This is a genomic window from Cupriavidus sp. CP313, assembly GCF_054072015.1.
Genome location: NZ_JBSVZB010000029.1, coordinates 1 through 13708 on the forward strand (window position 1 = coordinate 1; position 13708 = coordinate 13708).

Annotated in this window: 8 protein-coding genes; all 8 read right to left on the reverse strand. The window is 58.3% G+C overall.

The window, feature by feature from the left end:
• Positions 1–885, reverse strand: an 885-nt coding sequence (locus tag ACW4E8_RS30690; RefSeq protein ID WP_456807959.1) for a type I restriction endonuclease, incomplete at its 3' end; no start/stop codon positions are given.
• Positions 886–896: 11 nt separating this feature from the next.
• Positions 897–2201, reverse strand: a complete 1305-nt coding sequence (locus ACW4E8_RS30695; RefSeq protein ID WP_456807960.1) for a restriction endonuclease subunit S — start codon at positions 2199–2201, stop codon at positions 897–899.
• The gene (locus ACW4E8_RS30700; RefSeq protein ID WP_456807961.1) at positions 2198–4042 is read right to left on the reverse strand and encodes a DUF262 domain-containing protein; all 1845 of its coding nucleotides are present in this window, start codon (positions 4040–4042) and stop codon (positions 2198–2200) included. The genes ACW4E8_RS30695 and ACW4E8_RS30700 overlap by 4 nt, the downstream gene beginning before the upstream one ends.
• Entirely contained in the window at positions 4039–6393 is a 2355-nt protein-coding gene (locus tag ACW4E8_RS30705; protein WP_456807962.1) for a type I restriction-modification system subunit M, read from the reverse strand. Before ACW4E8_RS30705 ends, ACW4E8_RS30700 begins: the two co-directional genes overlap by 4 nt.
• 69 nt (positions 6394–6462) lie before the next feature.
• Positions 6463–6648, reverse strand: coding sequence for a hypothetical protein (locus ACW4E8_RS30710; RefSeq protein WP_456807963.1), 186 nt, complete (start codon positions 6646–6648; stop codon positions 6463–6465).
• Positions 6649–7246: 598 nt separating this feature from the next.
• Positions 7247–9772, reverse strand: a complete 2526-nt coding sequence (gene gyrB, locus ACW4E8_RS30715) for a DNA topoisomerase (ATP-hydrolyzing) subunit B (RefSeq protein ID WP_456807964.1) — start codon at positions 9770–9772, stop codon at positions 7247–7249.
• Positions 9773–10001: 229 nt separating this feature from the next.
• A complete protein-coding gene (gene dnaN / locus ACW4E8_RS30720; protein WP_456807965.1) occupies positions 10002–11117 on the reverse strand; it encodes a DNA polymerase III subunit beta in 1116 nt (371 codons plus the stop codon).
• Positions 11118–11485: 368 nt separating this feature from the next.
• Positions 11486–13243 (reverse strand): chromosomal replication initiator protein DnaA, encoded by a 1758-nt coding sequence (gene dnaA, locus ACW4E8_RS30725; protein WP_456807966.1) that lies wholly within the window; start codon positions 13241–13243, stop codon positions 11486–11488.
• Positions 13244–13708: the final 465 nt, after the last annotated feature.

A 13708-nucleotide genomic window follows, 5' to 3' on the forward strand; every position in this document is an offset into this window, starting at 1 on the left:
CGCCAAGGCGGCTGGCTGACGGGAGCCAGGTGGGTCAGTTTTACTTCGGCGATTCTTGCCAAAGTGGGTCAGATTTAAATCGGCGTTGACACGTTCCTTGCCCGTCTTCTTATCCTTCTCGACGGTGAACTTGGCGAACTGCTCGAAGATGTTGGTCAGACTGCGGCGCGGCAGGATGTCTTCCCAGAGGTAGGCCGTTTTGTGGCCTTTTGGGTTGACCGGGTTGCCCTTGCCGAAGTTGAAGCCCTTGTTGAACGGCAAGAAATTGCTGTCATTTCCGGCCAGCTGGGCACACATGTAAGTCTCGTCTGGGTCCACCGCAAAGTGGACCAGACAGCGGCCAAATTCAAACAGCGGCTCACGCGGGTCGCGGTCGGTGCGGTACTGCTTGATCGCGTTGTGGACGTCCTGCCCAGTCCAGGGGTTTTTCAGCTCCAACGTGGTAATCGCCAAACCATTGACGAACAGCACCATGTCCACCGACTTGAAGGTGTCGGACTCGCTGTAATGCACCTGCCGGGTAACGCTGAAGACGTTGGCCTCGAAGCTGGCAACGACGTCCGGGTTCAGGTCGTTGTACGGCAGCCGGTAAAGCAGATCGAAGTGGGCATCGTCGATGTCCAGTCCCTTCTTCAGAACAGCCAGCACGCTGTCCTTTTTGATCTTCTTGTTCAGACGCTCCAGCAGCAGGCGTTGCCAGTTCGGACGATCCCTCAGTTTTGCTAGTTCCTTGGGCTGGGTGGCTTCGAGAAATTGCCAGAATAGTTTGCCGTCGATAGCAAACTCTCGGTCGAATTCAGCCGGATTGCCAATACGGTAGCCGTCCTTGGCAAGGGCGTTCTCGATGTGCGTTTCAAGCGCTGCTTCGTTGGTTTGGCTGACCATGTGCCCCGCCCTCAGACTTTTATTCTTCCTGTTACAGCTTCTACAACCAATGAAGACTTCATACCTTTTAGTGCTGAAATCTCTTTCTTAATGGAGCCTATCAGCCCCTCATAGTGCGCTTTGATCTTACTACAATAATCCAAGATGGCATCTTGCTCCAGCAGGGGAGGGACTAACACTGGGAGATTTCCAAGTTTTGTCTTATTGGTTGATGCCAAATTCGTCGTCTTGTTCGCGGTGGTTGTGAAATAGCGCCGTGCGTACGAGACACCGGTTATCAATGCAACATATTCCGGTCTCACTTTCTTGAGGACACGGATTGCGAAGACGTGGTTTTGATGTAGGCACTCTTCGATCTGACCGTCCCAGCAGTTGCCTCGTCCGAGCTTATCAATGTCGCCGCCCTCGGTGACAAGAATGTCGCCCGCACGCAGGAGGTAGTTCTTGGCCTCTCGTATTGGCAGAACGATTTCCGTAACCATCGAAAGGTCAATGTATCCGTCTTGAACATTGGCGACTCGAAGATAAGGAAAAGATTTCGTTGCTTTGGATGATACATAGGCCTTTCCCAGTGTCACACCGCTTTGTACCGTTGATATATGCTTCAATGGTACGGTTTCCCAGTGCTCCGGGAGCGATTTAATCCATTCAGACTCACCCATCCTGAGAGGAACCGACCGATCAAGGCCCACAGTTACTGCCAGATTGACCTGAATAGAGCGCTGCTCTTGAAGCAGCTCGATCTGTCGCTCTTTCTTCGTAATCGCGGCGTCGATTTCGGCTGTTTTTTGGTCGAGGAAGGCAACGATGCGGTCTTGCTCTTCTTGGGGCGGCAAAGGAATCGGGATTTGTTTGAAATCCTCATAGTGCATATCCCACTGCCCGACTCGCACGCCGTAAGACAACGAGTTGTAAACACCGATCAGTGGTGACGAGCGCAGAAGGTAGTGAAGATAGGCCGGGCGAACTCGATCAGTCCTTGTCCTACAGGTGATGTATGCTGGGCTGACAATCCCGTCGTGGGCAGTCACCCCCATCGAACCTTGCCATGCTTTCATCTTGTTGACGACCAGATCACCAGGTTTCACAACCTTATAGCTACCCGTGTCAAGTGAGGTGGCATTGTGGTTGTCGTCACGGGAGTCTTTGAGGATGACCCCGTACTCTCGATAGACAGACAAAACAGGCAGATCAGGCCTGTTCTTGTCGGACTTGAGGGAAGTCACAGCGCGAAGCGGTTGGACGTCCCAATGCCTTGGGACATTACCCAGCCACTCGGCCCCACTCGGTTTGTAGGTCTCGTAGCGCTGCATCATGCCACCTCCTTCAAAAGATCAGCCGACCACAACAGTTCGGCGATGCCTTTGTAGAGGCTGAATCGCTCATCGAGGTTGGCCTTTTTGAACTCCGTGAACGCTTTGAACGGCAGGCCGGTTTTCTCCTTCAGCTTGAGAAAACCGGGGTTGTGGACGTAGCACATGGGATGAAGCGAACGGGCCAGCAGGTTTTCGCTTTGGTAGTGCTCCAGCTTGTCGCTGTAGGGCTTGTCATTCAGGCTGGCGTTGATCTTTTTCGGCAACAGCACGAGTCCGCCCACCTTGTTGCGGTGCGCAGAAAACTCCTGTGTATGGGCGAATTCATCTGTATGGCGCTCAAAGTGGTTGGCCCACAGATGTTCGATCTCGTAGGCGTTCTTGCCTGAACGAATGATGTACTCGTGATACCGCCCCGGCTGTCCGCTCTGCTCTTCCAACCAGTGTGTGAACCGTGCCAGCTGGCGATGGAGGCTCTTGGCGTTCCAGTTGTTAAGGTAGGGCTGATCGTCGAGCGGCAGTTCGGTTTGGTCGTTGCTAAGCCGGGTGATCAGCTTGTCGCGCAGCGCATCCAGCGACAGGTTGCGCAGCTCCTTGGTCAGCAGGAAGGTCGCGTATTGCAGCGTGGAATAATCGATCGACTTGAAGTTCCACAGGCGGCGATTCAACCAGCAATCGAGGTAGTCCGCAGTCAGCTTAAGCTTGGCCTTGACCGTGGCCTCATCGTCGGTAGGCAGCAGCGGGGCCAGTAGCACTTGAAATTGCTGGGTAAAGCCGTGGTCCGCGTTGAAGCGGACCGCTTCCAGCCCCGGTTTCAAGGTTTCGGACGCTCCAAGCAGTTCCAAGTAGATGCGGGCAAAGAAGCGCAGGTCTTGACGCACCCAGCGGTCGAAATCGTCACTGGTGTTCAGGCCGATCAGATCATCCTTGGCACGAACCCAGCGGTGATACTCAGTGCCGATCAGATCGAAGTCTTCCGGCTTTGCACCCTTCTTCCGTTCGCGGATGTCCTGCGCGTACTTCGCTCGCAGCCAGGCTTTGAAGAAGTCAGCTTCGCTCTCCTTGGTGTCGCGCTCGCTGTCACGCTTGGCGAAGGTCAGCAGCCAGTGCTTGATCTCCTTGTTGGCCTCGGCCCGCTTGGCGGTGTCGGTGATGCTCGCCAGCAAATAGCCCTTGAGCATGTCGGTATTGGAGAGCGACAAGCCACGGTCATTCATGGTCTCGAAGATCGTGTAGGCGTCGGCATCTGCGTAGGCAGTGATCTCGACCAGCTGGGTCTTGTTGCGAAGCCAGTCCACGAAGTACGGCAGCGCCTTGTCGTTCGCAACCTCGGCTGGAAAGGCTTCCACAATGTCGTTGTAGCGCCCGATCAGGTTCTGGATTGACTCGACCTGATCCACCGCGTCGTAGGGCGTGCCATCGAACAGGGCGTTCATGCACTCGTTGCGTTCTGGAATATCGAGGTTGAACGACTTATCGCCGTATTCCGCAGAGAAGATCATCTTCTCGATCGAAACGGCGTCGGGCCGATCTTTCTGGATGTTGTGCAGGTAGATCAGCAACAGCGTAAGGCTGGTTAGTCGTTGCTGACCATCCACGATCTGCTTTTTCTCGTCCGGCTGGCTGATGACGATGGAGCCTAGGAAGTAGTGCCCGTACGAGGCCACATCCTTGCGCTCATGCTGTGGCTGGTACTCTTCCAGGAAGGCCGTGGTGAGATCGGAAACCAGTTCAACGATCTGCTTGGTCTGCCACTTGTATTCACGCTGATAGTAGTCGATGCCGTACTTGGTGTCGCTCAGCAGTTCGCGCACGCTGCGCGTCTTGGCCTGAATTTCCTTCATTGCTTGGCCCCCGCCACAAAGCTCACTAGCTGCTTGAGCAGGCCATCAGTCTCGACCTCCAGCGCCAGGATTTCCGCTGTGACTTCCTCCAGGCTACGCAGCGGCTTGTGCTGGTAGAAATACTTGTTGAAGCTGATCTCATAGCCGATCACGGTCTTGTCGATGGCGATCCAGGCCTCGTCCACATGCGGATGCACTTCACGGATGAAGTAGTCGTGAATCACGCTGGACGCGGACAGGTTGGTGTCCAGGGCCAGCGGGACGTTTTCGGTGTCGCGCAGTTCGCTGTCCGGCTCGTACTCGACGTATTCGCCAGCAGGTGTCGCCATATAGCCATAGTGGCCAAGCTTGTCGTGGGTCGTACCAAGCTGGAACAGCAGATCACCTAGCTTGGCGGCGTTGAGCTTGTGGGCCTTCTTGATAACCTTCTCGGCCCGTTCGTCACGCCAGCTGACCGCGTTGAGGATTTGCTTACGGGCAGCTGCGGCCAGCCTCAGGCCCAGTGCTTTGAGGGTGTCATCAACGATGCTCTCAAAGCGGTTGAAGTCGAGAAACTCACCAGCGCCGATCGTCCCGGCCAGTTGCTGGGCGGCCTGCATGATGTCGCGTTGCTCACGCCATATGGCCTCGGACAGCAGGTCTTTACGGTTCTTGGGTGAAAGGGCGATCTCTTCGCGCTCGAGGTGGGCTTCAATGGCCTCGGTATGCGACTTCAGGTCGGTATAGACCTCGTCGCCGTACTTGCCGTACACCCATTCCATCATGTCCTGCATGCCCGACGTAAAACGCAGCGTGGCAATGCGCTCGGGGCTAAATTGTGCAGCCAGTCGCAGCGGGCGCTCCACCGTGACCTTGTAGTAACCGAAATCGCGGTTGTTGAAGACTTTGGAAATGCCGTCGTTTGGCATTTCCAAGTACAGCTGGGTGATCTGACGGATGTGTTCGTCGGTGAATTCGCAGTTCTTCTCACCCAGGTTCTTGCGCAGCTTCTGGTACAAGTTGCTGGCGTCGATCAGCTGCACCTTGCCCTTGCGCTTGTCGGCCTTGTGGTTGGACAGGACCCAGACGTAGGTTGTGATGCCGGTGTTATAGAACAGGTTGTTCGGCAGCTGAATAATGGCTTCCAGGTAGTCGTTCTCGATAATGTGGCGGCGGATGTTGCTCTCACCGCTGCCAGCATCCCCGGTGAACAGGGCTGAGCCATTGTGAACGGAAGCGACTCGCGATCCCATCGGGCTATCGTTGCGTCGCTTCATCTTGTTGACCATCTCCATCATGAACAGGAGCTGGCCGTCAGACGAGCGCGGAATCGCCGGGTGGAAGTCGTGCTCTTGTCCTGTGTAGTCGGACAGATTGACCTGGAAACGATGGTCGATCACGTCCTTGCCATCGACGATGCTCTTTTGGTCGCTCTTCCAGCTCTTACCGTAGGGCGGGTTCGTCAGCATGAAATCGAAGCGCTTGCCCGAGAATTCGTCGGTCGCCAACGTGGAGCCGAACTTGATGTTCTCAGGGTCGTTGCCCTTGATCATCATGTCGGATTTACAAATGGCGTAGGTCTCCGGGTTTACTTCCTTACCGTACAGGAAAACGCCGACTTTGGCCTTCACGTCGCCTTCAGGGTCGGTGATGAAATCCTGCGACTCGGTCAGCATGCCCCCGCTGCCACAGGCCGGGTCGTAGATGGTCAACGGGTTGGGCAGTTGACCCTTGACCGGGATGAAAACGAGATTGGTCATGAGCTTGATCACTTCACGAGGCGTGAAATGCTCACCGGCCTCTTCGTTATTTTCTTCGTTGAACTTGCGGATCAGTTCCTCGAATACGTAGCCCATGCCTAAGTTGGACAGCCCTGACTGGGTACGCCCATCCGGGCCTCTGCGATCAGTCGGGCTGAGGTTGATCTCGTCTGAGACGAACTTCTCGATGACGTCATGCAACACGTCAGACTGCGCCATCTTGCGAATCTGGTTGCGCAAGTCGAACTTCTCGACGATTTCCTTCACGTTGTCCGAGAAGCCATCGAGGTAGTTCTTCAAGTTGGCTTCCAGCTGCGAGGGGTTGCCCAGCAGTGACTTCAGGGTGAAGCGAGAGGTGTTATAGAACACGTAACCCGATGCCTCGCGAAGACCATGCGGATCGAGGTCGGCCATTTCCGCGTCTTCACGCTGGAAGCGGACCTCTTCGAGCACCGCTTCCTTGGTGGGCTCCAGCAGGCAGTCAAGGCGACGCAGGACGAACATCGGGAGAATGACATCGCGGTACTTGCCGCGCACGAAGACATCCCTGAGGCAGTCGTCAGCGATTGACCAAATGAAGCTGACGATCTTGTTATGTACTGAGTGATCCATTCTTTACTGTTCTTCTCTGGGCAGCAGCCCGTGTCGACTTCGGAAGCCCGTTGACAGCGGGCGTGCATTTCATTTCTTTTGCGGCTTTTCCTGTGCGGTAGCGGCCTTCAGGCCATGTTCTTGCGCATAGCTCAGGATCAGCACTTCCATCATCGATGCGATGGAACGATGTTCCTTTTCGGCAGCCATCCGCAGCAGTTGCTTGATGTCTGCCGAGGTGCGGATGGACAGAGTTTCGTCCTTGGGGCGCTTCATGACACGGTCCTGAATCAAGTGTGCTGCGAATGTACTGCGTTTTGCGATAATTGAACAGCACAGAGAGCCTCCTTCACGCTCTGACGGGGTAAAGAGGGCTTAGTGGGCTTTAGGCAGCAGTCTGTCCTTCCCAAAGGACAGACAGGGTCATGACACTGAGGAGCGACGTGGTGAGGCGCATCAGGTGCGCCAGGCTGCGTGGAGTTTCCTGAAAATAATCTTGGCCCTATATCACGGTAGTGAGTGCGGGCGTTTCCTACTGCTCAGGGACGTAAACACTCAGCCAACCACGCCATGGAGCTACTGTGATGTCGAACTACTCCTTCTGGTGGCTCGACATTTTGAGTCCAGCAAAAGCGCTCGCAGTCCAGCTAATTCCGGTTCCCTATAGTTTCCTACAGTAACCCCTTGATTTTATTGGGGCTGTATCAAGCCGACGCCTAAGCAAAAAGGCCGCGCCCCCATGAGGGACGCGGCCTTTCTGCAGTTGTGCGAAATGTTAAGGAAGTCGATCTGACAACCTACAGCAACCCATCAGCCCAGATCGCTTCACTTATTTGTGAAAAACATCAACTTTTCTGAGATCCTACATCGGCCGTCAAACATCAATATTCCGCGCCACCAACGCATTCGACTCGATGAAGTTCCTACGTGGCTCCACCTCATCCCCCATAAGGGTGGTAAAGATCTGATCCGCCGCAATAGCATCCTCAATCTGCACCTTCAGCAGTCGCCGCTGGGTAACGTCAAGCGTCGTCTCAAACAGCTGCTCAGGATTCATCTCACCAAGACCCTTATAGCGCTGACGAGAAACCCCACGCTCAGCCTCAGCCAGCAGCCATTGCATGGCCCCGTGGAAGTCGTTGACAGTCTGATCGCGCAGCTTTTCGCCTTCGCCACGTTGCACCTTGGTGCCTTCCGGAGTCAGCCCCTGGAAGGTCTTAGCAGCATTGGACAGGGCAGCGTAATCAGCACCATGAACAAAGTCCGCATCCAGATGCGACAACCGCACATTGCCATGATGACGCCGCGCAATCATCAACCGATGCTTATCCGTCTTCTCATCAAACTGCGCGTAGACGTCAGCGGTACCGTCATCATTCACGGCAGCCCCAATCAACGTCTTGGCATGCATCTCAGCCAACTTGGCCTTCAGCGCCACAGCAGACGCCTCAGCAGCAGAAGCGCTGTCGAGATCCAGCGCCACCCCATCAGCAATCGCGCGCAGGGCATCGGTATCAACAACACGTGACAGGCGAGAAATCACCCCCTCAGTCAACTGATACTGCCGCGCCAGCTCAGTCAGCGCATCCCCATTGATCTCCGACCCATCCGGCCGCACCAGCACAGCCTTCTCCATCGCCAGCTTCAGCAGGTAAGCATTGAGCTCGACATCGTCCTTGATATACCGCTCTTCCTTGCCGTGCTTGATCTTGTACAGCGGCGGCTGCGCGATATAGACATAGCCGCGCTCGATGATGTCGGGCATCTGGCGGTAGAAGAACGTCAGCAGCAGGGTGCGGATGTGCGAGCCGTCCACGTCAGCATCGGTCATGATGATGATGCGGTGGTAGCGCAGCTTGTCCAGGTTGTAGTCGTCCTTGCCGATGCCGGTGCCCAGCGCGGTGATCAGGGTCAGCACTTCCTGGCTGGACAGCATCTTGTCGAAACGGGCGCGCTCTACGTTCAGGATCTTGCCCTTCAGGGGCAGGATGGCCTGGAACTTACGGTCGCGGCCTTGCTTGGCGGAGCCGCCTGCGGAGTCGCCCTCCACCAGGAAGAGTTCTGACAGGGCGGGGTCTTTTTCCTGGCAGTCGGCCAGCTTGCCGGGCAGGCCCATGCCGTCCATCAGGCCCTTGCGGCGGGTCATTTCGCGGGCCTTGCGGGCGGCTTCGCGGGCGCGGGCGGCGTCTACGATCTTGCCGCAGATGATCTTGGCGTCGCCCGGGGTTTCCAGCAGGAAGTCGTTCAGGGCCTTGCCGACGAGTTCTTCCACGGGCAGGCGCACTTCGGAAGAGACCAGCTTGTCCTTGGTCTGCGAGCTGAACTTGGGCTCGGGCACCTTGACGGAGAGCACGCAGGACAGGCCTTCGCGCATGTCGTCGCCGGTGGTTTCCACCTTGGCTTTCTTGGCGACTTCGTTTTCTTCGATGTACTTGTTGATGATGCGGGTCATCGCGGCGCGCAGGCCGGTCAGGTGGGTGCCGCCATCCCGCTGCGGGATGTTGTTGGTGAAGCAGAGCACCTGCTCGTTGTAGCCGTCGTTCCACTGCATGGCCACTTCCACGGCGATACCTTCTTTTTCGGTATTGGCGTAGAAGATGTTGGGGTGCAGCACGCTCTTGGCGCGGTTGATGTACTCGACAAAGCCCTTCACGCCGCCGGAAAAGGCAAAGTCTTCTTCCTTGCCGGTGCGCTGGTCGACCAGCTTGATGTGCACGCCGTTGTTCAGGAACGAGAGCTCGCGGATGCGCTTGGAGAGGATCTCGTAGTGGAATTCGACGTTGGTGAAGATCTCTTCGTCGGCCAGGAAGTGGACTTCGGTGCCGCGCTTGTCGGTGGCGCCGATGATCTTCATCGGGGAGACTTCAACGGGCTGGCCGTCGGGGCCGGTCACGGTCTCGACGATGCGGTTCTGCACGTCGCCCTTGGCGAATTCGATCAGGTGGACCTGGCCGTCGCGGCGCACGGTCAGGCGCAGCCATTTGGACAGTGCGTTCACGCAGGACACGCCCACGCCGTGCAGGCCACCAGACACCTTGTAGCTGTTCTGGTTGAACTTGCCGCCGGCGTGCAGCTCCGTCATGGCGATTTCTGCCGCGCTGCGCTTGGGTTCGTGCTTGTCGTCGAACTTGACCAGGGGCGGGATGCCGCGGCCGTTGTCGACGATGGAGATCGAGTTGTCGCTGTGGATGGTGACCTGGATCTCGGTGCAGTAGCCGGCCAGCGCTTCGTCGATGGAGTTGTCCAGCACCTCGAAGACAAGGTGGTGCAGGCCGGTGCCGTCGGAGGTATCACCGATATACATGCCCGGGCGCTTGCGTACCGCCTCCAGGCCTTCCAGGATCTGGATCGAAGAGGCTCCGTAGGTGTTTTCCTGCTGCGGGTTCTGCTGTTCGGTCATGTCTTTCTACTCACGGCAATGGCGGAATTCGGGCCGGGCCGGCATAGCGGCGGGGCGCGAAAAGGTCCGCATGGCGGGTTACTAAAAACGGCAAAAGGGGCGGATCGTCGTTTCGATCCTGCCCCCGCTGCGGGATGGTCATCCCCAGGACGTCCCGGCCTGGGCCGGGTGTCGTTGCGTGCCGTTTGCTGCTCCGGTTCTTGTCTGGTCTGGTCCTGTTACCGGATCATCAGATGCGCATCGGCATGACGACGTACTTGAAGTTGTCGTCTTCCGGCACGGTAATCAGCGCACTCGAATTCGAGTCGCCGAGGCTGACCTGCACCTGCTCGCTCTTCAGGTTGGCGAGTACGTCGAGCAGGTAGGTCACGTTGAAGCCGATATCGAGCGCGTCGCCCGAGTAATCGAGTTCCAGCTCTTCCTGCGCCTCTTCCTGGTCGGCGTTGGTGGAGCTGATCTTGAGCACGTGCGTGTCGAGGATGCAGCGCACGCCCTTGAATTTGTCGGTCGTCAGGATCGCGGTGCGTTGCAGCGCCTGCTGCAGCCGCACGCGGTCGATGGCGAAGGCGTTTTTGTAGCCCTTGGGAATCACGCGCTGGAAGTCGGGGAACTTGCCTTCAACCAGCTTGGAGATCAGTTCGATATTGGCGAACGTGAACTTGACCTGGTTGGCGGCCAGCTGCACCTGCACCGGATCGTCGTTGTCTTCCAGCAGGCGCTGCAGTTCCAGGATGGTCTTGCGCGGGATGATGACTTCCTGGCGCGCGCCCACGCCGACGGCTTCGGTCTCAAGCTCAACGCCGCAGTAGGCCAGGCGGTGGCCGTCGGTGGCGACTGCCATGACCTTCTTGCCTTCTACCACCAGCAGCATGCCGTTCAGGTAGTAGCGGATGTCCTGCTGCGCCATGGCGAAGTGGACCATTGCCAGCAGGTGCTTGAAGGTCTTCTGCGGCAGGCTGACGCTGGCGTTGAATTCGCTGGCTTCGGCAACGGTCGGGAATTCCTCTGCGGCCAGCGTCTGCAGTGCGAAGCGGCTCTTGCCGGATTGCACTGTCATGCGCTTGTCGTTGAGCGACAGGGCCACGTCGCCGTCAGGCATGGCGCGCAGGATGTCCAGCAGCTTGCGCGCGGCCACGGTGGTGGCAACGCTGTCGCTGCCAACGCCGCATTCGGCGTGCGTGGTGATCTGGATCTCGATGTCGGTCGAGAGGAAGGAAACGTTGGACCCGGACTTGCGAATCAGCAGATTGGCCAGGATCGGGAGGGTGTGGCGGCGCTCCACGATGCCGCTCACGATTTGCAGCGGACGCAGCAGGTTGTCTCGCGAGGTTTTGACCAATTGCATTGAATTTATCCTTCGTCGTTTGTAATCGGCGACCGCAGAACGCAAACAACTCCAAATTCACTTAGGAATCAAGGAGTTAATATGCCATTGTACCAAGGATAAGCCGCTGCGGTGAAGCGGGGCGGGACCGGCCGGCGGGCCAGCTGTGCACAAAAAGCCACGCTGGCGCAAACCGTACTTGCCATCCCGTCCCGACTCACCGCAAAGCCTTATCAGTGGCCATTTTCCGGACACTTGCCCCGGCGACGCTGACGTTAATTCCCCAGGCGCCACGGGATGTCCGAGGCGCGCACCCTACAGTATGCCAGCCCCGAGGGGCCGACCCTTCAAAACGCCTTCCCGGGGGTACCCCGGGCATCGGCCATGCATCAGCCCTTGAGCGTTTGCTCCAGCACGTGCAGCTCGTGGTTCAGCTGCGCATCCTTGCTGCGTTCGTCGGCGATCTTGCGCACGGCGTGCAGCACGGTGGTGTGGTCGCGGCCGCCAAAGAGCTCGCCGATTTCGGGCAGGCTCTTCTGCGTCAGCTCCTTGGCCAGGTACATCGCAATCTGGCGCGGCCGTGCAATATTGGCAGGCCGCTTTTTCGAGTACATGTCAGCGACCTTGATGTTGTAGAAATCCGCGCAGGTCTTCTGGATGTTCTCCACAGAGATCTGGCGGTTCTGCACGGTCAGCAGATCCTTGAGCGCTTCGCGCGTCACCTCGATGGTGATGTCCTTGCCGTGGAAGTTGCTGAACGCCAGGATCTTGCGCAGCGCGCCTTCCAGCTCACGCACGTTTGAGCGCAGGTGCTTGGCGACAAAGAAGGCAACTTCTTCGGGCACGTTGACGCTTTCCGCGGCGGCCTTCTTCATCAGGATGGCCACGCGCATTTCAAGCTCGGGCGGCTCGATGGCCACGGTCAGGCCCGAGTCAAAGCGCGAGATCAGGCGGTCGTCGATGCCGCTGATTTCCTTGGGGTAGGTATCGCTGGTGATGATCACCTGCGCCCGGTTGGCAATCAGGGCCTCGAAGGCATAGAAGAACTCTTCCTGCGTGCGGTTCTTGCCAGAGAAGAACTGGATATCGTCGATCAGCAGCAGGTCCAGCGAGTGGTAGTAGCGCTTGAACTCGTCGAACGCCTTGCGCTGGTACGCCTTGACCACGTCAGAGACGTACTGCTCGGCGTGGATGTAGCGGATGCGCGCGCGCGGGTTCTCCAGCAGCATGTAGTTGCCGATGGCGTGGATCAGGTGAGTCTTGCCCAGGCCCACGCCGCCATAGAGATACAGCGGGTTGTACGACTTGCCCGGGTTGTTGGCCACCTGGATGGCCGCGGCGCGCGCCAGCTGGTTGGCTTTACCAGTGACGAAGTTGTCAAAGGTCAGGATCGGGTTCAGGCGCGAGCGCTCATGCACCGTGTCGCTGGGCTGGTGGCCGGGCATCGGCGTGGCGCCGCCCATCTGCGGGTGGGGCTGATGGGACGGGTGCGGTTGCTGGGGTTGCTGCGGCTGCACGCGGTAGGAACGGGCACTGGCCTCGGCGGGGTCCATGTGGACTACGTCGATCTCGCCCATGTCCGCGCCGTGCTGCGGATGATGCTGGCCGGGGTGCTGGCCGCCCATGCCCGGGGCCTGGGCGCGCGCGCCGGCCGGGACCGGGGCTGCGGATGGCATGCCGGCCGGATTGCCGTACTGAGGCTGGCCCATGCCGTACGCGGCTGCGTTGGGGTACTCGCCATAGCCGGGCTGGCCGGGCATGGCAAACGTGGCCTGTCCGCCCATCGGCTGGGCGCCGGGATAGCCGGCCATGCCCGTACCCGGTGCTGCGTGGCCGTCCATGCCGCCCGGGCCCATGCCGGGCTGGGCCGGCTGCATATAGGCAGCGGCACGGCCCGACGCGGCGGGATCCAGCACGAACTGGACGCTGACCTGCGCTTCCCAGTACTCGCAGGCCAGTGCGGTGATGCGCCCCGAAAACTGGCTCTTGACCCAGTCCAGCTTGAAACGGTTGGGCGCGGCAATGCGCAGCGCGTGCGTTTCTTCATCGAACGCAACGGGCGCCAGCGGCTTGATCCACGTTTTGAACTGTTGCGGCGTCAGCTCGCGCTCTAATTGCGCTGCTGCCGCCTGCCAGAAATCTTGCATTGTTTGTTTTTTGGTAATCGTACCCGGCCGCAATTCAGCGGTTCCCCCGGCACGCCACAAGCAGCATCTACGCCGCGCGATCCGGGCCATCCTTACCGTATTAGGAATCAATTCCGTTCGGTGAGGCCTCCGCGGCATGCCAATGCAGCCGCCAGCGAGCCTTCAGGTTCGCTGCACTGGCGTGCGTTCAGTCATGCGTTGCCGCGGTGGGAGCCCGGGTTGCGCCTGCGCCACGCAGCCCGTGTTGTGTTTGGACCCGGATTGTACCCCCGCCCCTGAGTTATCCACAAAGGATAAGTCTGTGGATAACTTGTGCAAATGCAGTGGATTTGTGTGCACAACCCTTGCTGTGATGCGGGTTTCCGGGGTGCGGAAACGGGGAAAATTTCAGGCAAAACAGGGACTTCGCCTGTGGATGACCATGCTGGTGGTGGCCTGGAGGGCACATTCAGTTACCCACCGCGC

Excerpts from the sequence above, each read along its gene's own strand:
- gyrB (WP_456807964.1), bottom strand. The coding sequence starts at position 9,772 with ATGACCGAACAGCAGAACCCGCAGCAGGAAAACACCTACGGAGCCTCT.
- dnaN (WP_456807965.1), bottom strand. The coding sequence starts at position 11,117 with ATGCAATTGGTCAAAACCTCGCGAGACAACCTGCTGCGTCCGCTGCAA.
- ACW4E8_RS30695 (WP_456807960.1), bottom strand. The coding sequence starts at position 2,201 with ATGATGCAGCGCTACGAGACCTACAAACCGAGTGGGGCCGAGTGGCTG.
- ACW4E8_RS30700 (WP_456807961.1), bottom strand. The coding sequence starts at position 4,042 with ATGAAGGAAATTCAGGCCAAGACGCGCAGCGTGCGCGAACTGCTGAGC.
- dnaA (WP_456807966.1), bottom strand. The coding sequence starts at position 13,243 with ATGCAAGATTTCTGGCAGGCGGCAGCAGCGCAATTAGAGCGCGAGCTG.
- ACW4E8_RS30710 (WP_456807963.1), bottom strand. The coding sequence starts at position 6,648 with ATGAAGCGCCCCAAGGACGAAACTCTGTCCATCCGCACCTCGGCAGAC.
- ACW4E8_RS30705 (WP_456807962.1), bottom strand. The coding sequence starts at position 6,393 with ATGGATCACTCAGTACATAACAAGATCGTCAGCTTCATTTGGTCAATC.